Origin of the sequence: Citrobacter sp. A316 (assembly GCF_002042945.1) — a bacterium.
GTDB classification, from domain to species: domain Bacteria; phylum Pseudomonadota; class Gammaproteobacteria; order Enterobacterales; family Enterobacteriaceae; genus Citrobacter; species Citrobacter portucalensis.
In genome coordinates this window covers 95,354-116,730 of the sequence record NZ_MVFZ01000016.1, presented here as the reverse complement: position 1 = coordinate 116,730, position 21,377 = coordinate 95,354, and the positions used below count along the sequence as shown (strand labels likewise).

Genomic DNA, 21,377 nt, shown 5'->3' with positions numbered 1-21,377 from the left:
CATCAGGCGACGAGTTGCTCCATGATACGTTGATACATACGGGCAAGTAGCTGCAGGTCGGCGGCATTAACACATTCATTAATTTTATGAATAGTGGCGTTGACCGGCCCAAGTTCTACTACCTGCGCCCCCATGCGGGCAATAAAACGCCCGTCGGACGTCCCGCCTGTAGTCAGTAACTGCGGTTTAATCTCATTATAGTGCTCAATGGCGTTCACCACTGCATCCACCAGTTTACCGCGTTCGGTCAGGAACGGCTGACCGGAAAGCCACCAGTCGACGGTATAACGCAGTTGATGTTTCTCCAGCAGCGCGTGAACCCGTGCTTTAATCATCTCATCGGTCAGCTCAGTGCTGAAGCGGAAGTTGAACTGGATAAACAGTTCGCCAGGGATAACGTTGTTGCTGCCGGTACCTGCCTGGATATTGGCAATCTGCATGCTGGTTGCCGGGAAGAACTCGTTACCCTGGTCCCACTCGATCGCCACCAGTTCGTTGAGCATTGGCGCCGCGCGGTGTACCGGGTTATCGGCCAGATGCGGATAGGCCACGTGGCCCTGCACGCCATGAATGGTCAGGTTGCAGGTCAGTGAACCACGACGTCCATTTTTCACCACGTCGCCAACGATTTCCGTGCTGGACGGCTCACCCACCAGGCAATAATCCAGTTGTTCATTACGCGCCATCAGCGCTTCAACCACCTTCACGGTACCGTTTTTGGCGCTGGCTTCTTCGTCAGACGTTATCAAAAATGCCAGACGACCCTGATGATTTGGATGCTGGGCGACAAAACGCTCTGCGGCCACGACCATCGCCGCCAGTGAACCTTTCATATCGGCAGCGCCACGCCCGAATAACATACCATCGCGAATGGTCGGCTCGAACGGCGGGTTAATCCAACGATCGATATCGCCGGCAGGCACTACGTCAGTGTGACCGGCAAATGCCAGGGTCTCACCTTTACCGCGCCATGCCCAAAAATTCTGTGTGTCACCAAAATCCATACGCTCAACGGTAAAACCTACCGCGCGCAGGCGTTCAATCATTAACGCCTGGCACCCGGCATCATCCGGGCTCAGGGAAGGACGGCGAATAAGCTGCTGTGTCAGCTCAATAACCGGGCACGACATAGACTACACCTCATTAAAAAACAGAGTATAACTGGATTCACTGAAACCAAGCAGCATAGGCTTACCCGGCGCGCAGAGCAATGGGCGTTTGATAATTGCTGGCATTTCAATCATCAATGCGGCGGCGGAAGCCGCATCGGTGATTTGACTGCGCGTGGATTCATCGAGTTTGCGCCAGGTGGTTCCACGCGTATTGAGCAGCGCCTCCCAACCTAATTCGCTGATAAAGGACTGTAATAGCGTATTGTCCAGACCGTCGACGCGATAATCATGAAAGCGGTAGTCAATACCTTGAGCCTCCAACCAGCGTCTGGCTTTTTTAATCGTGTCGCAATTCTTAATGCCGTAAAGGGTGATCATTTGAATCCTTATTGACGTAATTTGAATATTTATTCTTTTATTCTGTGACAATGAATAATACATATTGTCATTCAATCGTTATAGAAAAATATAACATTGTTGAACAACAGTGAATAATGATTCCTGAAAGTTCCAAAAATACCGTATAACTAAAAATCAGAATCAGCCTGTTTGCATCAGCCTGTTTTTCCATCAGAATTGCAAAAGTAGTAGATGATGTATGAATATTTCAAAATATTGCAGTAAGTCACATAAAATTTATGGATATAGCGCATAGTGATCACATAAACCCCAAACACTGGAGGAATCAATCACAACCATCGGTTAAATTGCCTTCTTTTAAAGATGATGATTTCGTAGAATACCCATAATAATAAGAGAGGTTGTTATGATTGAACGTGAACTGGGGAACTGGAAAGACTTTATCGAAGTGATGCTTCGTAAATAATTTTCTGGAAGAAATTCATATCCTGTAAAGGATAAAAAAAGGCGACTCAACGTAAGTCGCCTTTTTTGTGTCCGATTATTCTGGGCGTGGCTTCAATGGGAAGCGTCTTCGCACCAGCACAAAGAACAGGGGAACGAAGTAAATCGCCAGGATAGTAGCTGAAATCATCCCGCCCATTACGCCTGTCCCCACCGCATGTTGACCGCCAGAACCAGCGCCACTGCTGATGGTCATCGGCAGCACCCCGAAGATAAACGCCAGTGAAGTCATCAGAATCGGGCGTAAACGTTGGCGGCAGGCGTGGAGCGTAGCGTCGAGCAGATCGTGCCCTTTCTCGTTCATCTCATTGGCGAATTCAACAATCAATATTGCGTTCTTCGCCGATAGCCCGATAACGGTAAGTAACCCGACCTGGAAATACACGTCGTTTTCCAGACCGCGCATCCAGGTTGCCAGTAGCGCGCCAATGACCCCCAGCGGTACAACCAGCATGACGGAGAAAGGAACAGACCAGCTTTCGTACAGGGCCGCCAGACACAGGAATACCACCAGCAGAGAAATGGCATACAGGGCGGGAGCCTGAGAACCTGACAGCCGTTCCTGATAAGACATCGCAGTCCATTCGAGGCCAAACCCAGTCGGCAACTGGTGCACCAGCGATTCCATTATGTCCATTGCCGTACCGGTGCTGACACCGGGCGCAGCTTCGCCGACAATCTCGACCGCGGAGTACCCGTTATAGCGTTCCAGACGCGGTGAACCGGTCTCCCAGCGCGATGTGGCAAAGGCCGAGAAAGGCACCATGCCGCCGCTATTGTTGCGGACGTACCACAGGTTGATGTCGTCCGGGAGCATGCGATATTTTGCTGCCGCCTGCACGTAAACCTTCTTCACGCGGCCCCGGTCCATAAAGTCATTGACGTAGCTGGAGCCCCAGGCCGTTTGCAATGTGTCGTTGATATCGTCGATGGAAACGCCCAGCGCCTGGGCTTTGCGCTGATCGATATCAATTTGCAACTGCGGGCTGTCGTCCAGACCGTTATGACGAACGCGGGTCAGGGACGTGTCTTTCCCGGCCAGCTCAATGAGTTTGTCGCGCGCGGCCATTAACGCATCATGGCCCGCACCGGCGTGATCCTGCAGCTCCATATCGAAACCGGCAGAGCTTCCGAGGCCGCTGATAGCCGGAGGGCTGCTGGCGAAGACGCGGGCTTCTTTAATCTTATTAAAGGCTTTGGTCGCACGTTCGATGATGGCGAAAGAGGTTCCGGTAGTGGTGTCGCGCTCATCCCAGTCTTTTAAGCGGACAAACATACGTGCCACGTTTTGACCGTTCCCGCCAGGGCCAGAACCGACCGTGGAAAAGACTGACATAATGTTGTCTTTCTCATGGGTGAAGTAATACTTCTCCACTTCCTCAACCACTTTCAATGTTTGCTGCTGTGTGGAGCCGCTGGGCAGCTGGACCGAGGTGGTAAACATGCCGCGGTCTTCCAGCGGCAGGAAGGAGGTTGGCAGGCGCAGGAACAGGAAAACCATCCCACCGAGCAGCAGGCCGTAGATCAGTATCCAGCGCAGACTGCGGTGCAGGATCCTGGCAACGCCTTTTTCGTAGCGCTCGGCGTTGCGATTAAACATCCGGTTAAACCAGCCGAAGAAACCAGTTTGTCCGTGATGCTCGCCCTTATGCAGCGGTTTGAGCAGGGTGGCGCACAGAGCGGGGGTCAGGATCATCGCCACCAGAACAGACAGCACCATCGCGGAGACGATGGTAATCGAGAACTGGCGGTAAATTGCCCCGGTGGTGCCGCCGAAGAAGGCCATCGGGATAAACACTGCCGACAGCACCATGGCAATACCGACCAGTGCGCCCTGGATTTGCCCCATCGATTTCCGCGTCGCTTCCCGCGGCGTGAGCCCTTCCTCACTCATAATACGCTCGACGTTTTCCACGACTACAATGGCGTCATCGACCAGCAGGCCGATCGCCAGCACCATCGCAAACATCGTCAAGGTGTTAACGCTATAGCCAAAGGCATAAAGCACGGAGAAGGTACCCATCAGGACGACGGGAACGGCGATGGTGGGAATCAGCGTGGCGCGGAAGTTTTGCAGGAACAGGTACATCACGAGGAATACCAGCGCGATCGCTTCCAGCAGGGTTTTTACCACGTCGATGATTGAGGCTTTGACAAAGGAGGTGGTTTCATATGCCACCTTATATTCCAGCCCGTGTGGAAAATATTGTGACAGCTCGTTCAGACGGTTGATAACCAGCTCCGCCGTCGCCATTTCATTGGCGCCTGAAGCCAGCTTCACGCCCAGGCCGGAGGCAGGATTTCCATTAAAGCGGCTGAGGTAATCATACTTTTCAGCACCCATTTCGACCGTCGCCACATCGCCCAGTTTAACTTCTGAGCCATCCTGGTTGACGCGTAGCGTAATGGCGCGGAATTCATCCGGAGTCTGTAGTAGCGACTGGGCGTTGATCGTCGCGTTCAGCGCCTGCTTGTCCACCGAAGGCGTACCGCCAAGTTGTCCGACGGCAATCTGCGCATTCTGTGACTCGATAGCGTCGGTCACATCTTTAGCGGTCATCTGGAAACTGTTCAGTTTGGCCGGGTCAAGCCAGATACGCATGGAGTACTGTGAGCCGTAAGCGTCAATATCTCCCACGCCGTTAATACGGCTGAGCGGATCCTGAATGTTACTGGCGACATAGTCGGCGATGTCCTGCTTATCCATTGAGCCATCGGTAGAGACAAAGGCGATAGTCAGAATATTGGTGTCCCCGGTCTTACGCACCGTGACCCCCTGATCCTGTACCGCCTGCGGCAGTTTACGCATTGCCGATTGCAGCTGGTTTTGCACCTGCTGGACGGCCTCGTCAGGATCGGTTCCGGCAACGAAGCTCAACGTAACCGTAGCCTGACCTGTCCCGCTGCTCTGCGATGACATGTACATCAGGTTATCGAGACCGGTCATGTTCTGCTCGATAACCTGGGTGACGGTGTTTTCCAGAGTCTGAGCCGAGGCGCCAGGATAGTTGGCGGTGACCCGCACGTTTGGCGGTGCCAGATCGGGATATTGTTCAACGGGCAGTGAAAAAATAGCCAGGGCTCCTGTCAGGCACAACAGGATAGCTAACACCCAGGCAAAAATGGGGCGATCGATGAAAAAATTCGCCATTAAAAGAGGACCTCGTGTTTCTGCGTATCGTTATGGGTATGGCTTGCTTCACTTTAGCGGCAAGGTACGGGTCAAACGTGGAGAAAAAAAGAAGATAATGTAAATTATCATGCCCGTTTACAGCATACCTTTCGTGCCAACGCCGTCAGGCCTGGATCCAGACCCGACGGCGCTTTGCGGTTCTTTACGTTAGCTCACCGTCTGATTCAGCTGAACGGAAACTGATACTCACCAGCGTGCCCCCTCCGGAGGGTTGAGAGAAGGTCAGCGTGCCGCTCAGTCTTTCCGCCCGCTCACGCATAATATTTAGTCCATAGTGCCCTGTAGGCTCATGCGGCTCGCCAATGCCGATGCCGTTATCGCGGATATAAACCGTGTGGTTGCCGTCCGGAGCCGTTACGCAGCTGACGGCAATTTCGCTCGCACTGGCATGCTTAATGGCATTCAGCACCGCTTCGCGGATGATCTGCAACAGGTGCACCTGCATTTGCGCATCCAACGCCAGGGTGGGTAACCGACAGTCGAGTGTGAGTTTAGCTGAGGTTTGATTTTGCAGCGTTTCCAGCATTTCATGTAAGGCGGAGGGTAAGTCTGCCTGCTGTAAGGTCAGACGGAAGGTGGTGAGCAGTTCGCGTAGCTGACGGTAGGCATCGTTCAGCGCCTGGGAGAAATCCGCCATAATGCTTTGCGCCGGGGCGTTATCTTCCGGAATTGAACGCTTCAGCAGCGTGAGCTGAATGCGTAAATAAGAGAGCACCTGCGCCAGTGAGTCGTGCAGTTCGCGTGCAATCGTCGCTCGCTCCTCCATTAACAACAGCTGCTGAAAATGTTTTTGTGCCTGGTTGAAGTACAACCCGCGTCCCAACATCGAGGAGACGCTGTTGAGCAGCGGAGTAGAAGCATTGATGTTGGGACTTTGCCAGTGCAGTTCGCCGTAGACGGTTTCCTGCATGGTGACCGGCAGGATCTGCATCGGCAGCTCGGGGCTTTTAGCCCCTTCGCTAATCCGCCAGTTATCACCGACGGTGAGCTCAAGGAAATACGCGGCGTCATGTTCGCGGACGATCTGTAAAATATGGCGGAAGCAGTGCACGTCAATCTGGCTGGTATTTAAAGCCTGGGAGCACTGATACAACACCTCCAGACGGCGATTGGCTTCGTGGAGATCGTGAGTTTTCTCGGCAACAGATGCTTCCAGCGAGCGATACAGCTTGTGTAATTCACTCGACATCTGGCTAAACGTTTTGCCCAGCAACCCCAGTTCATTGGGCAAATCTGTATCCAGCGGTGGAATATCAAACTGACCGTGTTCAATTTGCTGACTGGCCATCACCAGTTTATTCAGTGGACGCACCACCTGCTGGCGAATGCGCCGCAGGGTAAAGAAGACGAGGGTGAATATGCCGATCCCGCCCGCCAGCGAGATGCCAAATACCAGCATTACTTTACGCTCGGCATAATGCTGCAACGCCAGCACGAAGAGATCGATTTGATCGACGTAGTTGTTGATATTGGCCTGGTACCATTTTAAATCGCCGTCGACCAAGCGTGCGTTCATTTCCAGCCAGTTAGCATGCAGACGCCCATAGCGGCTTTTTACCGCTTGTGGCACATACCACGCGTTCAGATTCTGTAGTGCTGGCGAGTTTAGCGCCTGCTGGAAAAGCTGGCGGTGGGCATTAAGCTGCTGGCTCTGGCTTTGTAGATCGTAACCCAGACGGTAGCTTTGCATGCGCAATGAGCCAGCAACGTTGATGGCTTCGGCATCTCGCAAGCTGCTGGTCAGCGTGAGCAGCGCAATACCCGTTGAGAGAATTGACAACAGCACTATGTAGAAAAAAGCTTTAGCCAGACTGGCCGAGACCGGACGCTTTACCGTCACTTGTGCATCCTCACACAATACACGTCGCGCCTGAAAACAGCGTGAACAATGCGGTGTATTTGATAAATGTTAATAAAACGCCATGAAACTGGATGGTAACTGAAACACAATTTCATATGCGATGAAATAAATTGATCTGCCACAGGTTCTGGATAAATAGTTGTGCTTCCTGGGCAAATGAACATTGCCGCTTCCTTCCGTGTCGGTTAATAACACTCTTATAAAGAATAAGGTTTTTGCAACCAAAAAAGAAGGAAGCCATGAATCGTTTTATTATGGTCAATAGCCAGCAGTGCCTGGGATGCCATGCCTGTGAGGTCGCCTGCGTCATGGCTCACAATGGCGAACAGCATGTCCTGGACCAACGGCATTTTCAGCCCCGAATTACCGTCATTAAGCATCAGCAGCAGCGCAGCGCGGTGACCTGTCACCACTGCGAAGATGCACCCTGCGCCAGAAGTTGCCCAAACGGGGCAATTAGCCATGATAACGACAGCGTTCAGGTGAACCCGCAAAAGTGCATTGGCTGTAAATCGTGCGTCGTTGCCTGTCCTTTCGGCACGATGCAGATCGTACTCACTCCCGTCGCCAAAGGGAAGGTGAAAGCCACGGCGCACAAATGCGATCTGTGCCAGGGGCGTGAACAGGGGCCCGCCTGCGTAGAGAACTGTCCGGCGCAGGCGTTACAACTGGTGACGGAAAATTCGCTTACCGGTCTGTCAAAAGCGCGCAGGCTGCGTACCGCAAGTCTGGAAAGCCAGCCATGGCATACCAGCACTACCGATTTTGTTCCACATATCATCACCAAACGTGAGCAAATGCAGGCGACGCCTGCGCGTGGTGAACCGGATAAACTGGCGATTGAGGCCCGGAAAACCAGCTTTGAAGAGATCTATCTGCCGTTTCGTACGGCGCAGGCGGAGCGCGAAGCCTCTCGCTGCCTGAAATGCGGCGACCACAGTATCTGCGAATGGACCTGTCCGTTGCATAACCATATTCCGCAGTGGATTGAACTGGTCAAAGCCGGGAATATCGACGCGGCGGTTGAGCTTTCACACCAAACCAACTGCCTGCCGGAGGTGACCGGACGTGTATGCCCGCAGGATCGACTCTGCGAAGGGGCATGCACGGTGCGTAGCGAGCATGGCGCAGTCACCATCGGTAATATTGAGCGTTACATCTCCGATCGGGCGCTGAGTAAAGGATGGCGACCGGACTTAAGCCATGTGCAGAAAGTGGACAAGCGTGTTGCCATCATCGGTGCGGGTCCGGCGGGTCTGGCCTGTGCGGATGTGCTTGCGCGCAGCGGCGTCAGCGCCACCGTTTACGATCGCCATCCTGAAATTGGCGGTTTGCTGACGTTCGGTATTCCGGCCTTCAAGCTGGACAAATCGCTGCTGGCGCGTCGCCGTGAAATCTTCAGCGCCATGGGCATCCATTTTGAACTTAACTGCGAAGTGGGTAAGGATGTCGCGCTTGAAAAGCTGCTGGAGGATTACGATGCCGTGTTCGTGGGCGTAGGAACCTATCGTTCCATGAAAGCGGACCTGCCAAATGAAGACGCGCCAGGCGTATATGATGCGCTGCCGTTCCTGATTGCCAACACCAAGCAGGTGATGGGGCTGGAGGAACTGCCTGAAGAGCCGTTTATCAATACCGCAGGATTGAACGTGGTTGTGCTGGGCGGAGGCGATACGGCAATGGACTGCGTGCGAACCGCGCTGCGTCATGGCGCAAGCCAGGTGACCTGCGCTTATCGCCGTGATGAGGCCAACATGCCCGGCTCGAAAAAAGAGGTGAAGAACGCCCGGGAAGAGGGGGCAAACTTCGAGTTTAACGTTCAGCCGGTTGAGCTGGTGTTGCATGCCGATGGGCGAGTCAGCGGCGTGCGTTTCTTACGTACCCAACTTGGTGAACCTGATGCGCAGGGCCGTCGTCGCCCGGTTCCCATCGCCGGGAGTGAGTTTGTCATGCCCGCAGATGCGGTGATCATGGCGTTTGGCTTTCACCCACACGGCATGCCGTGGCTGGAGTCGCATGGCGTTAAGGTCGATAACTGGGGGCGTATTGCCGCCGATGTTGAAAGCGCATACCGTTATCAAACCAGTAACCCGAAAATCTTTGCCGGTGGCGACGCGGTACGCGGTGCAGACCTGGTGGTGACGGCCATGGCGGAAGGGCGGCATGCTGCCCAGGGGATTGTCGACTGGCTGGGTGTAAAATCAGTCAAATCTCATTAGCCTAAGGTCAAGACAAACCCGGTTTCACGGCGTAGTATTATTTCTCACTTCTTGCTGTGGAGCCGGTATGTCGCAAAAAATTACCCTCATCAAAGATAAAGTCCTCTCCGATAACTACTTCATCCTGCGCAATATCACCTATGACCTGACCCGTAGCACTGGGGAGGTGATTCGCCATAAACGCGAGGTTTACGATCGCGGTAACGGCGCCACAATCTTGCTGTATAACCCGGAGAAGAAAACGGTGGTGTTAATCCGCCAGTTCCGCGTCGCCACCTGGGTCAACGGTAATGAAGATGGTCAACTGATTGAAACCTGCGCCGGGCTGTTGGATAACGACGAACCGGAAGCGTGCATTCGCAAAGAGGCCATTGAAGAAACCGGCTTTGAAGTGGGCGAGGTGCGAAAACTGTTTGAGTTATACATGTCGCCGGGCGGCGTGACGGAAATAATCCACTTCTTCATCGCACAATACAGTGACAGCCAGCGAGCAAATGCCGGCGGCGGTGTGGAAGATGAAGATATTGAAGTTCTGGAACTGCCGTTCACCCAGGCGCTGAAAATGATCAAAACGGGTGAGATCCGTGACGGTAAAACGGTGCTATTGCTGAACTATTTGCAGTCATCGCATCTCATGGACTAATGCACGGAATTTATATTTCTTTACAAATTTACGGCCAATCCGACAATTCTTATTGAGCCACATCAGTCGCGCAAGGAAGATACCGCTTAGGCTGTGTGTTTTGACTTCGGGGTTGTACCGCCCATGCGCTATCGCGTTATTCTCCTTTTCCTGCTCGGGTTGCTACCAGCCCGTTTGCTGTGGGCTGCGCCCGCGCAACAGGCGTTTTCTGACTGGCAGGTGACGTGTAATAACCAAAATTTTTGCGTGGCGCGCAATACCGGAGAGCACCACGGCCTGGTCATGACCTTGAGCCGCAGCGCCGGGGCACATACCGACGCCGTATTGCGTATTGAGCTGGGCGGGCTGGAGTCTTCTAACGTCAAAGAGAACGATATTGCGCCGCGTCTGCTGTTGGATGGTGCGCCGCTCTCGCTGAGCGGCGAACACTGGCGTGTTACCCCCAGGCAGCTGACGACCGATGATCCCGCCACCATTAGCGCATTTTTACAAACAGTACAGGACGCGAAGGCGATTACCCTGCAAAAAGGTGCGCAAAACCTGTCGTTGGTCGGGCTAAAAGCCGCATTGTTGTTTATCGACGCCCAGCAAAAACGCGTGGGGAGTGAAACCGCATGGATCGAAAAAGGCGACGAGCCACCGCTCAGTGTACCTCCGGCCCCCGCGCTGAAAGGTGTAGCAGTCATTAATCCAACGCCAACGCCTCTCACACAGCAGGAGCGCAGTGAACTGCTGGACTATGGTAACTGGCGAATCAACGGTATTCGCTGCTCTATCGATCCGCTGCGTCGCGAGATGCGCGTCACGGCCCTAACGGATGATAAAGCGCTGCTGATGATTGGCTGTGAGGCCGGGGCGTATAACACTATCGATCTGGCGTGGGTGGTTTCACGTACTACTCCGTTGACTTCACGCGCGGTACGTTTAAGCCTGCCTTTTAAAACGGAGGCGGAAAGTCGCGATATGGAGCTGACCAACGCTACGTTTGACGAGAAGTCGCGGGAGCTGGTTACCCTCGCTAAAGGACGAGGGTTGGCAGATTGCGGTATCCAGACCCGCTGGCGCTACGACGGGCAACGTTTTCGCCTGGTGCGCTATGCCCAGGAGCCAAGTTGTGATAACTGGCATGGGCCAGATGCCTGGCCCACGCTGTGGATCACGCGTTAAGCACCTTGTGCGCTTTGTTGACGATGTTATCTACCGTAAAGCCAAAGAACGGGAACAGCTTGTCCGCCGGAGCCGACTCCCCATAACCCGTCATCCCAACAATCGCCCCTTTCAGTCCGACGTATTTGTACCAGTAGTCGGCAACCCCTGCTTCTACCGCCACGCGCGCGCTGACGTTTGCTGGCAGGACCGATTCCCGGTACGCCTCATCCTGGGCGTCGAAGATATCGGTTGAGGGCAGAGACACCACCCGCACGTTACGACCTTCGCCGGTCAGTTTTTCCGCCGCCAGCAGCGTAATTTCCATTTCTGAACCGGTAGCAATCAAAATAATATCTGGCTTACCGCCGCCATCCTTCAGCACATAGCCGCCGCGGGCAATTTGCTGCACCTGCTCAGGCGTGCGCTCAACTTGCGCCAGATTCTGCCGCGAGAGGATCAGCGCCGTTGGCCCGTCATGGCGTTCGACTGCCAGCTTCCAGCCTACCGCCGCCTCAACCTGATCGCATGGTCGCCAGGTGCTGAAATTAGGCGTCAGACGCAGGCTGGCGAGCTGTTCAACGGCCTGGTGCGTAGGACCATCTTCCCCCAGGCCAATCGAGTCGTGGGTATAAACCATGATTTGTCGGGCTTTCATCAGCGCCGCCATGCGCGCGGCATTACGGGCATATTCGACAAACATCAGGAACGTAGCGGTGTACGGTATGAAGCCCCCATGGTGCGCGATACCGTTGGCAATCGCGGTCATGCCAAATTCACGCACGCCGTAGTGGATGTAGTTTCCTGCATGATCCTCTTTAAGAGAGGAGGAGCCTTTCCAGATGGTCAGGTTGCTGGGCGCCAGATCCGCCGATCCGCCAAGCAGCTCAGGCAGTACAGGCCCGTAGGCGTTAAGGGTATTTTGCGAGGCCTTACGGGTGGCGATTTTGGCCGGATTGGCCTGCAGCTCGGTAATATATTTCTGGGTTGTTGCCTCCCACTCCTTCGGCAGTCCACCGCTCATCCGGCGAGAAAACTCTGCCGCCAGTTCCGGGTAGGCTTGTTGGTAAGCTGCGAATTTCTCCTTCCAGCCCTGTTGCGCTTTTTCGCCTTTCTCACGTGCGTCCCACGCCCGGTAAATCTCTTTGGGGATCTCAAAAGCCGGATGATGCCACCCCAGTTTCTGCCGGGTCAGCGCCACCTCTTCTTCGCCCAGCGCAGCGCCGTGCGCTTCCTCTTTTCCGGCTTTATTTGGTGATCCAAAACCAATCACCGTACGGCAGATAATCAGCGACGGTTTATCGGTAACAGCCTGCGCTTCCTGAATGGCTTTTTTCACCGCCTCAGGGTCATGACCGTCAATCTCGTGCACCACATGCCAGTGATAAGCCTCAAAGCGTTTTGCAGTATCGTCGGTAAACCAGCCATCGGTTTCACCGTCAATCGAGATGCCGTTGTGATCGTAGAAGCCGATGAGTTTGCCAAGCCCCAGCGTGCCCGCCAGCGAACAAGCCTCGTGTGAAATACCCTCCATCAGACAGCCGTCGCCCATAAAGACCCAGGTAAAGTGGTCAACAATCTCATGGTCCGGCTGGTTAAACTGTGCTGCCAGCGTGCGCTCGGCAATGGCCATGCCGACGGCGTTGGCTAACCCCTGGCCCAGCGGTCCGGTGGTGGTTTCCACGCCCGGCGTGTAGCCAATTTCCGGGTGACCTGGCGTTTTCGAATGGAGCTGACGGAAGTTCTTTAATTCTTCGATCGACAGGTCGTAACCGGAAAGATGCAACAGGCTGTAAAGCAGCATTGAGGCGTGGCCGTTGGACAGAATAAACCGGTCACGATCGTACCAGGTGGGATCGGTCGGGTTATGGCGTAGAAAATCGTTCCACAGCACTTCGGCGATATCGGCCATCCCCATTGGTGCTCCAGGGTGGCCGGAGTTAGCTTTTTGGACGGCATCCATACTTAGCGCACGAATGGCATTGGCAAGCTCTTTACGGGTCATAGGAAATACTCCTTGAAAAGTAAAGTGTTAGATGCGTGTTGTGATTCACACTTTTGGGAAAATTGTGGGCGTTGTCAGCAAAAAGCATAGCAGACAAGCATGGTATTGCTGGATTAAGCAGGTAACATGGCTGTTATAAATTGATAACAAATTCTTTCTTTGAATGGTGAGAGTTTGGGGACCTTCAAAGTTTGTGCCGTTGACTGAGGTGATAATGTGCGGCTCAGTAGAATGGTTACCCGCGCCACTTTTTTGATAGATACGTGAAAGGAACAACAAGATGGATGACCAGTTAAAACAAAGCGCTCTCGATTTCCACGAATTTCCGGTACCCGGTAAAATCCAGGTTTCTCCGACCAAGCCTCTGGCAACGCAGCGCGACCTGGCGCTGGCCTATTCGCCGGGCGTGGCTGCGCCGTGTCTTGAAATTGAAAAGGACCCGCTGGCGGCCTACAAATACACCGCGCGCGGCAACCTGGTTGCGGTTATTTCCAACGGTACAGCGGTGCTGGGTCTCGGCAACATTGGCGCGTTGGCCGGCAAACCGGTGATGGAAGGTAAAGGCGTTCTGTTTAAGAAATTCGCCGGGATCGATGTGTTCGACATTGAAGTCGATGAACTCGATCCGGATAAATTTATCAATGTGGTTGCGGCCCTGGAACCCACGTTTGGCGGTATCAACCTCGAAGATATTAAAGCGCCGGAGTGCTTCTACATTGAGCAAAAATTGCGCGAACGCATGAATATTCCGGTCTTCCACGATGACCAGCACGGTACGGCAATCATCAGTACTGCTGCAATTTTGAACGGTCTGCGGGTGGTAGAGAAAAATATCTCTGACGTGCGCATGGTGGTGTCTGGCGCAGGCGCGGCGGCGATTGCCTGTATGAACCTGCTGGTAGCGCTGGGTATGCAGAAACACAATATTGTGGTCTGTGACTCCAAAGGTGTGATTTACAAAGACCGCGAACCGAACATGGCGGAAACCAAAGCGGCTTACGCTGTGGTGGATGACGGTAAGCGTACGCTGGATGATGTCATTGATGGCGCAGATATTTTCCTCGGCTGCTCGGGCCCGAAAGTGCTGACCCAGGAAATGGTTAAGAAGATGGCGCGTGCGCCAATGATTCTGGCACTCGCCAACCCGGAACCGGAAATCCTGCCGCCGCTGGCAAAAGAGGTGCGTTCCGACGCCATCATCTGTACCGGGCGTTCAGACTACCCGAACCAGGTTAACAACGTCCTGTGCTTCCCGTTCATCTTCCGCGGTGCGCTGGATGTCGGTGCGACGGCCATTAACGAAGAGATGAAACTGGCGGCGGTACACGCCATTGCTGAGCTGGCGCATGCCGAGCAGAGTGAAGTGGTGGCCTCTGCTTATGGCGATCAGGACCTGAGCTTCGGCCCGGAATATATCATTCCGAAACCGTTCGACCCGCGTCTGATCGTCAAAATTGCCCCTGCGGTGGCGAAAGCGGCGATGGACTCCGGCGTGGCAACGCGTCCGATAGCCGACTTTGACGCTTACATCGATAAGCTGACCGAATTCGTCTACAAAACCAACCTGTTCATGAAGCCGATTTTCTCCCTGGCACGCAAAGCGCCGAAGCGCGTGGTGCTGACCGAAGGGGAAGAGGCGCGCGTACTGCATGCTACTCAGGAGCTGATTACTTTAGGGCTGGCAAAACCGATCCTGATCGGTCGTCCAAGCGTTATTGAAATGCGTATCCAGAAACTGGGGCTGCAGATCAAAGCGGGCGTCGATTTTGAAATCGTCAACAATGAGTCCGATCCGCGCTTTAAAGAGTACTGGAGCGAGTACTACCAGATTATGAAGCGTCGTGGGATTACCCAGGAGCAGGCGCAGCGTGCGGTGATCGCCAACACCACGGTGATCGGCGCAATCATGGTACAGCGTGGCGAAGCGGATGCGATGATCTGCGGTACGATTGGCGACTACCATGAGCACTTCAGCGTGGTGAAAGAGGTGTTTGGTCATCGTGATGGCGTGCATACTGCCGGAGCGATGAACGCCTTGCTGCTGCCAAGTGGTAACACCTTTATCGCCGATACTTACGTCAACGACGATCCTACGCCTGAGCAACTGGCTGAAATCGCCGTGATGGCGGCAGAGACCGTGCGTCGCTTTGGTATTGAACCGAAGGTAGCGTTGCTCTCGCACTCCAACTTTGGTTCCTCTGACTGCCCGTCGGCCAGCAAAATGCGCGAAGCGCTGGAGCTGATTAAGGCGCGTGCGCCAGAGTTGATGATTGACGGCGAAATGCACGGCGATGCTGCGCTGGTGGAAAGCATCCGTAATGACCGCATGCCGGACAGTCCGTTGAAAGGCTCTGCAAATATTCTGGTGATGCCGAATATGGAAGCGGCCCGTATTAGTTACAACTTACTACGCGTTTCCAGTTCTGAAGGCGTAACGGTGGGCCCGGTGCTTATGGGGGTTGCGAAACCTGTTCATGTATTAACGCCGATCGCCTCTGTTCGTCGTATCGTTAATATGGTGGCGCTGGCGGTTGTAGAAGCTCAAACACAGCCGCTGTAATTTCACTTTAATTTATTTCCGGCGCGGGTTTCTCCCGCGCCTTTTTATTTTCCCTTTCTTAGTGATCTACTTCACCTTTTAAACCTGGTTGCCGAATTTTGTTATTTACTCTGACAAAAAATTGCCACGATGAGGGCAGTTTTAGCGGAGGCGGTGAGCAATGGAAAAAGAACGCATTATTCAGGAATTTGTGCCGGGGAAACAGGTCACGCTGGCGCATCTCATTGCGCACCCCGGCGAGGAATTAGCGAAAAAGATCGGCGTTCCCGAAGCGGGCGCTATCGGCATCATGACGCTGACGCCAGGCGAAACCGCGATGATTGCCGGTGACTTAGCCATGAAGGCGGCGGATGTACATATCGGCTTTCTCGATAGATTCAGCGGCGCACTGGTGATCTACGGCTCGGTAGGCGCAGTAGAAGAAGCGTTATTACAGACGGTAAGCGGTCTGGGTCGATTATTAAATTTCACTTTGTGTAACCTGACAAAAAGTTAATCAGAGGCGGCGATGAAACGTATTGCGTTTGTCGGTACGGTGGGGGCGGGGAAAACAACGCTCTTTAATGCGCTACAGGGGAATTATTCCCTCGCCAGAAAAACACAGGCCGTGGAGTTTAATGAAAATGGCGATATCGATACGCCAGGGGAATATTTTAGCCATCCGCGCTGGTATCACGCCTTAATTACCACGCTGCAGGATGTCGATACGTTGATTTATATACACGCGGCAAATGATAAAGAAAGTCGCTTACCTGCCGGGCTGTTGGATATCGGCGCCAGTAAACGACAAATCGCCGTTATCAGTAAAACGGACATGCCGGATGCCGACGTCGCCGCAACGCGACAACTACTTCGTGGGATGGGGTTTCAGGAGCCGATTTTTGAGCTCAATAGCCATGACCCGCGCAGCGTGCAGCACCTGGTGGATTATCTGACTGAGCTCAGCCAAAAGGAGGAAAGGGCAGGTGAAAAAACTCATCACAGCTAACGATATTCGTGCGGCCCACGCACGCGGCGAACAGGAAATGTCGGTTGTTCTGCGCGCCAGCATCATCACCCCGGAGGCGCGCGAAGTTGCGGAGCTGCTGGGCGTTACCATCAGTGAATGCGATGAATCCGCGCCAAACGCCGCAGCCGCCGCCGCTCCGGCTGCGGTGGATGATGGCAAAACGGAAAGCCAGCGTATTCGCGAAACCATCATTGCGCAGTTACCCGAAGGGCAGTTTACCGAAAGCCTGGTCGCCCAACTGATGGACAAAGTTATGAAGGAGAAGCAGTCGCTGGAGCAGGGCGGAATGCAGCCGAGCTTTAACTCGGTGACCGGCAAAGGCGGCGTCAAAGTCATCGATGGCAGCAGCGTGAAGTTTGGTCGTTTTGACGGCGCGCAGCCGCACTGTGTGGGCTTAACCGATCTGGTGACCGACCAGGACGGTAGCAGTATGGCCGCCGGGTTCATGCAGTGGGATAACGCCTTTTTCCCATGGACGCTGAACTACGACGAAATCGACATGATTCTGGAAGGCGAGCTGCACGTTCGCCACGAAGGCGAAACCATGATTGCAAAAGCCGGGGATGTAATGTTTATCCCGAAAGGTTCCAGCATCGAATTTGGTACGCCATCGACGGTGAAATTTCTGTATGTGGCCTGGCCTGCGAACTGGCAGTCCTGCTAAGGCGGATGTATGAAGGATTTCATTACCGAAGCATGGCTCAGAGCGAATCATACGCTCAGCGAAGGGGCTGAAATTCATCTCCCCGCTGACGCTCGCCTGACGCCGTCTGCCCGGGAATTACTGGAAAGCCGACATCTGCGTATTAAGTTTATTGACGAGCAGGGCAGCCTGTTTATTGATGACGAAGAACAGCAGCCGCAGCCGGTGCATGGATTAACCAGCAGTGATACGCATCCACAGGCCAGCTGCGAACTGTGCCATCAACCGGTGGCGAAGAAACCAGACACCCTGACGCATCTGACGGCGGACAAGATGGTCGCCAAAAGTGACCCTCGGCTGGGATTTCGCGCCGCGCTGGACAGCACCATCGCCCTGGCCGTGTGGTTGCAGATTGAGATGGCAGAACCATGGCAGCCGTGGCTGGCGGATATCCGCTCGCGCCTGGGCAATACTATGCGCGCTGACGCCATGGATGAGCCGCTGGCAGCACAAGCTGTCGTGGGTTTAAGTGACGAAGATTTACACCGTCTTTCGCATCAACCGCTGCGCTATCTGGACCACGACCATCTGGTGCCTGAAGCCAGTCATGGACGTGATTGCGCACTGCTTAATCTGCTGCGTACCAAAGTCCGTGAAACGGAGACGGTGGCGGCCCAGGTGTTCATCACTCGCAGTTTTGAGGTTATGCGACCGGACATTATGCAGGCGCTCAACCGCCTTTCCAGTACGGTCTACGTGATGATGATTCTGAGCGTTGCGAAGCATCCGCTGACGGTTAACCAAATTCAACAGCGACTGGGGGAGAAGCAATGATCATTGAACGTGCTCGTCAACTCGCCCAACGCTCACCGGCACGGGTGGTGTTCCCGGATGCGCTGGATGTCCGGGTGCTGAAGGCGGCGAATTACCTGCACCAGCACGGTCTGGCACATCCCATTCTCGTCGCCAGTCCGTTTGCGCTGCGCCAGTTTGCCCTCAGTCACCGGGTGGCAATGGATGGCATTCAGGTTATCGATCCGCAAAGCAATCAGCCAATGCGCGAAGAGTTTGCGCTGCGCTGGCTGGTCCGCGCGGGAGATAAAACGCCTGCGGATGCGCTGGAAAAACTCAACGATCCGCTGATGTTCGCCGCGGCAATGGTCAGCGCGGGTAAAGCTGACGTCTGCATTGCGGGCAATCTCTCATCAACAGCGAACGTGCTGCGTGCCGGATTACGCATTATCGGGCTACAGCCTGGCTGTAAAACGCTGTCGTCAATTTTCCTGATGCTGCCGCAGTACCTTGGGCCGTCATTAGGGTTTGCCGATTGCAGCGTCGTGCCGCAGCCCACCGCCGCACAGTTGGCGGATATTGCGATTGCCAGCGCACAGACATGGCAGGCGATCACTGGTGAAGAGCCGCGCGTGGCCATGCTGTCGTTTTCAAGTAATGGCAGTGCTCGCCATCCTAACGTCGCTAACGTGCAGCAGGCGACCGAGATCGTTCGTGAGCGTGCCCCGCAGCTTACCGTGGACGGAGAACTGCAATTTGATGCCGCCTTTGTTCCGGATGTTGCTGCGCAAAAAGCGCCCGCCAGTCCGTTAAAGGGCAATGCCAATGTGATGGTCTTCCCATCGCTGGAGGCCGGCAATATTGGCTACAAAATCGCTCAGCGTCTGGGAGGGTATCGCGCAGTAGGTCCGTTGATTCAAGGGCTTGCCGCACCGCTTCACGACCTCTCTCGTGGCTGTAGCGTACAGGAAATTATCGAACTGGCGTTGGTGGCAGCAGTGCCGCGCCAGACTGACGTGAGTCGTGAAAACGCCTCGCACACACTGGTTAATACACAAAATCATTCGCGCAGCGTCGAGGCGGCAAGTGCGGGAACCTCAGGAGCTTACTTAAGTAAGTGACTGAGGTGAGCAAACGCAGCCAACAAAGAGGCGGTGTGAAGGATGAAGTGTATGTATAGGTCCCGTTCTGGACCCCTTAATGAGAGGAAAACACAATGGAAGCATTAGGAATGATTGAAACCCGGGGCCTGGTTGCACTGATTGAGGCTTCTGACGCAATGGTTAAAGCGGCACGCGTGAAACTGGTTGGCGTGAAGCAGATCGGCGGCGGTCTGGTCACTGCCATGGTTCGTGGCGACGTAGCGGCATGTAAAGCTGCAACGGACGCAGGTGCTGCGGCTGCACAGCGTATTGGCGAGCTGGTTTCCGTACACGTGATCCCACGTCCGCACGGCGATCTGGAAGAAGTGTTCCCGATCAGCTTTAAAGGCGACAGCAACGACATGTAAGTCGTCCATGTGACGCCACAGACTTCATTGCTGGCGTCACCCTCTCTCCTTTTCACATTACCTTCTGCGGAGGGTAGGGGGAGGTTTTACCTGAAATATGCCACGGAGGCGCGTATGAAACTGGCAATCGTTACAGGACAAATTGTTTGTACCGTACGCCATCAGGGGCTCGCGCACGACAAGTTGCTGATGGTGGAAATGATTGACGCCCAGGGAAATCCCGACGGGCAATGTGCTGTTGCTATCGACAGCATCGGGGCGGGAACCGGAGAGTGGGTGCTGCTGGTCAGCGGAAGCTCCGCCCGTCAGGCGCACCGGAATGAATCATCGCCTGTCGATCTGTGCGTGATTGGCATTGTCGATGAAGTGGTGGCAGGTGGTCAGGTGATCTTCCATAAATAAGGCAGAAAATCATGAATCAACAGGATATTGAACAGGTCGTGAAAGCGGTACTGCTGAAAATGAAAGACAGCAGCCAACCCGTCAGTGCCGTTCAAGAAATGGGCGTTTTTGCCTCCCTGGATGACGCAGTGGCGGCAGCAAAACTGGCCCAGCAGGGGCTGAAAAGCGTCGCCATGCGCCAACTGGCTATCACGGCTCTACGTGAGGCGGGCGAAAAGCACGCCAGAGAATTAGCGGAACTTGCCGTCACTGAAACCGGCATGGGACGCGTCGAAGATAAATTTGCCAAAAACGTGGCGCAGGCGCGCGGCACGCCGGGGGTGGAATGCCTGTCTCCACAGGTTCTGACCGGTGATAACGGTCTGACGCTGATTGAAAACGCGCCGTGGGGCGTGGTGGCCTCAGTAACCCCATCCACCAACCCGGCCGCGACCGTCATTAACAACGCCATTAGCCTGATTGCCGCTGGTAACAGCGTGGTCTTCGCACCGCATCCGGCGGCGAAAAAAGTTTCTCAGCGCGCTATCACTCTGCTTAACCAGGCGGTAGTTGCCGCAGGCGGTCCGGCAAACCTGTTGGTAACGGTTGCCAACCCGGATATCGAGACTGCCCAGCGTCTGTTCAAGTACCCAGGTATCGGCCTGCTGGTGGTGACCGGCGGTGAGGCCGTAGTGGACGCCGCGCGTAAGCACACCAACAAACGTCTGATTGCCGCTGGTGCGGGTAATCCGCCAGTGGTGGTTGATGAAACGGCTGACCTAGCACGCGCGGCGCAGTCGATAGTCAAAGGTGCATCGTTTGACAACAACATCATCTGCGCCGACGAAAAAGTGCTGATCGTGGTCGATAGCGTCGCCGATGAACTGATGCGTCTGATGGAAAGCCAGCATGCGGTGAAACTGACCGCGGCTCAGGCCGAACAGCTGCAGCCGGTGCTGCTGAAAAATATCGATGAGCGCGGTAAAGGCACAGTCAGTCGTGACTGGGTCGGACGTGATGCCGGAAAAATCGCTGCGGTGATTGGTCTGAACGTACCGGAGCAAACCCGTCTGTTGTTCGTCGAAACCTCCGCGACGCATCCGTTTGCCGTTACCGAACTGATGATGCCGGTGCTGCCGGTCGTACGGGTTACCAACGTCGATGAAGCCATTGAACTGGCGGTCAAGCTTGAAGGCGGCTGCCACCATACGGCGGCGATGCACTCACGCAATATCGACAACATGAACCGTATGGCAAACGCCATTGATACCAGCATCTTCGTTAAAAACGGACCGTGCATTGCCGGTCTTGGGCTGGGCGGTGAAGGCTGGACCACGATGACCATTACCACACCAACCGGGGAAGGGGTGACCAGTGCGCGTACGTTTGTGCGTCTGCGTCGCTGTGTGTTGGTAGACGCCTTCAGAATTGTATAAGGA

Annotated in this window: 17 protein-coding genes and 1 pseudogene; 13 read left to right on the top strand and 5 right to left on the bottom strand. The window is 54.5% G+C overall.

Annotation, left to right across the window (positions count from 1 at the left end; genetic code table 11):
* Nucleotides 1-2: 2 nt before the first annotated feature.
* Nucleotides 3-1,130 carry a succinyl-diaminopimelate desuccinylase gene (gene dapE / locus BZK41_RS19025; RefSeq protein WP_079939166.1) on the bottom strand — a complete coding sequence of 376 codons (1,128 nt, stop codon included), beginning with the start codon at nucleotides 1,128-1,130 and terminating at the stop codon, nucleotides 3-5.
* A 3-nt stretch (nucleotides 1,131-1,133) separates the two neighbouring features.
* Nucleotides 1,134-1,490 carry an ArsC family reductase gene (locus tag BZK41_RS19020; RefSeq protein ID WP_003835078.1) on the bottom strand — a complete coding sequence of 119 codons (357 nt, stop codon included), beginning with the start codon at nucleotides 1,488-1,490 and terminating at the stop codon, nucleotides 1,134-1,136.
* Nucleotides 1,491-1,878: 388 nt separating this feature from the next.
* Here BZK41_RS19020 and ypfM point away from each other — a divergent pair, with 388 nt between their 5' ends.
* Nucleotides 1,879-1,938: a protein YpfM gene (gene ypfM / locus BZK41_RS27025; protein WP_001386977.1), complete on the top strand. Its 60-nt coding sequence runs from the start codon at nucleotides 1,879-1,881 to the stop codon at nucleotides 1,936-1,938.
* Between the two features lie 75 nt (nucleotides 1,939-2,013).
* On the opposite strand, the gene acrD is transcribed toward ypfM, so the two are convergent.
* Nucleotides 2,014-5,127 carry a multidrug efflux RND transporter permease AcrD gene (acrD, locus tag BZK41_RS19015; RefSeq protein ID WP_079939165.1) on the bottom strand — a complete coding sequence of 1,038 codons (3,114 nt, stop codon included), beginning with the start codon at nucleotides 5,125-5,127 and terminating at the stop codon, nucleotides 2,014-2,016.
* Between the two features lie 184 nt (nucleotides 5,128-5,311).
* On the bottom strand, nucleotides 5,312-7,009 hold the full coding sequence (narQ, locus tag BZK41_RS19010; RefSeq protein ID WP_079939164.1) for a nitrate/nitrite two-component system sensor histidine kinase NarQ: 1,698 nt from the start codon (nucleotides 7,007-7,009) through the stop codon (nucleotides 5,312-5,314).
* Nucleotides 7,010-7,269: 260 nt separating this feature from the next.
* Here narQ and aegA point away from each other — a divergent pair, with 260 nt between their 5' ends.
* The 3 genes from aegA to BZK41_RS18995 all read left to right on the top strand — a co-directional run bounded on the left by aegA (nucleotide 7,270) and on the right by BZK41_RS18995 (nucleotide 11,059).
* On the top strand, nucleotides 7,270-9,249 hold the full coding sequence (gene aegA / locus BZK41_RS19005; RefSeq protein WP_079939163.1) for a formate-dependent uric acid utilization protein AegA: 1,980 nt from the start codon (nucleotides 7,270-7,272) through the stop codon (nucleotides 9,247-9,249).
* Between the two features lie 67 nt (nucleotides 9,250-9,316).
* Nucleotides 9,317-9,892, top strand: a complete 576-nt coding sequence (nudK, locus tag BZK41_RS19000) for a GDP-mannose pyrophosphatase NudK (RefSeq protein ID WP_079939162.1) — start codon at nucleotides 9,317-9,319, stop codon at nucleotides 9,890-9,892.
* A 123-nt stretch (nucleotides 9,893-10,015) separates the two neighbouring features.
* Entirely contained in the window at nucleotides 10,016-11,059 is a 1,044-nt protein-coding gene (locus BZK41_RS18995; protein ID WP_079939182.1) for a DUF1176 domain-containing protein, read from the top strand.
* Here BZK41_RS18995 and tkt read toward each other — a convergent pair.
* Nucleotides 11,049-13,043: a transketolase gene (gene tkt / locus BZK41_RS18990; RefSeq protein ID WP_079939161.1), complete on the bottom strand. Its 1,995-nt coding sequence runs from the start codon at nucleotides 13,041-13,043 to the stop codon at nucleotides 11,049-11,051. The two genes, BZK41_RS18995 and tkt, sit on opposite strands and share 11 nt — an antisense overlap.
* A gap of 280 nt (nucleotides 13,044-13,323) precedes the next feature.
* Here tkt and maeB point away from each other — a divergent pair, with 280 nt between their 5' ends.
* From maeB to BZK41_RS18940, 9 genes and pseudogenes are all read left to right on the top strand, one after another.
* On the top strand, nucleotides 13,324-15,603 hold the full coding sequence (gene maeB / locus BZK41_RS18980) for an NADP-dependent oxaloacetate-decarboxylating malate dehydrogenase (protein WP_003838520.1): 2,280 nt from the start codon (nucleotides 13,324-13,326) through the stop codon (nucleotides 15,601-15,603).
* A gap of 160 nt (nucleotides 15,604-15,763) precedes the next feature.
* Nucleotides 15,764-16,099 carry an ethanolamine utilization microcompartment protein EutS gene (gene eutS / locus BZK41_RS18975; RefSeq protein ID WP_003037995.1) on the top strand — a complete coding sequence of 112 codons (336 nt, stop codon included), beginning with the start codon at nucleotides 15,764-15,766 and terminating at the stop codon, nucleotides 16,097-16,099.
* Between the two features lie 12 nt (nucleotides 16,100-16,111).
* The gene (gene eutP, locus BZK41_RS18970; protein WP_003037998.1) at nucleotides 16,112-16,591 is read left to right on the top strand and encodes an ethanolamine utilization acetate kinase EutP; all 480 of its coding nucleotides are present in this window, start codon (nucleotides 16,112-16,114) and stop codon (nucleotides 16,589-16,591) included.
* Nucleotides 16,569-17,276 carry an ethanolamine utilization acetate kinase EutQ gene (gene eutQ, locus BZK41_RS18965; protein WP_079939159.1) on the top strand — a complete coding sequence of 236 codons (708 nt, stop codon included), beginning with the start codon at nucleotides 16,569-16,571 and terminating at the stop codon, nucleotides 17,274-17,276. Before eutP ends, eutQ begins: the two co-directional genes overlap by 23 nt.
* 9 nt (nucleotides 17,277-17,285) lie before the next feature.
* The gene (gene eutT / locus BZK41_RS18960; protein ID WP_079939158.1) at nucleotides 17,286-18,089 is read left to right on the top strand and encodes an ethanolamine utilization cob(I)yrinic acid a,c-diamide adenosyltransferase EutT; all 804 of its coding nucleotides are present in this window, start codon (nucleotides 17,286-17,288) and stop codon (nucleotides 18,087-18,089) included.
* Nucleotides 18,086-19,081: pseudogene (gene pta, locus BZK41_RS18955) on the top strand (phosphate acetyltransferase); the annotation flags it as partial. The gene eutT and the pseudogene pta, both read left to right, overlap by 4 nt.
* Before the next feature lie 182 nt (nucleotides 19,082-19,263).
* On the top strand, nucleotides 19,264-19,557 hold the full coding sequence (gene eutM, locus BZK41_RS18950; RefSeq protein ID WP_003835054.1) for an ethanolamine utilization microcompartment protein EutM: 294 nt from the start codon (nucleotides 19,264-19,266) through the stop codon (nucleotides 19,555-19,557).
* Between the two features lie 114 nt (nucleotides 19,558-19,671).
* Nucleotides 19,672-19,959, top strand: a complete 288-nt coding sequence (gene eutN, locus BZK41_RS18945) for an ethanolamine utilization microcompartment protein EutN (protein WP_003038011.1) — start codon at nucleotides 19,672-19,674, stop codon at nucleotides 19,957-19,959.
* A gap of 11 nt (nucleotides 19,960-19,970) precedes the next feature.
* The gene (locus tag BZK41_RS18940; RefSeq protein WP_079939157.1) at nucleotides 19,971-21,374 is read left to right on the top strand and encodes an aldehyde dehydrogenase family protein; all 1,404 of its coding nucleotides are present in this window, start codon (nucleotides 19,971-19,973) and stop codon (nucleotides 21,372-21,374) included.
* The last annotated feature ends 3 nt before the right edge of the window (nucleotides 21,375-21,377 follow it).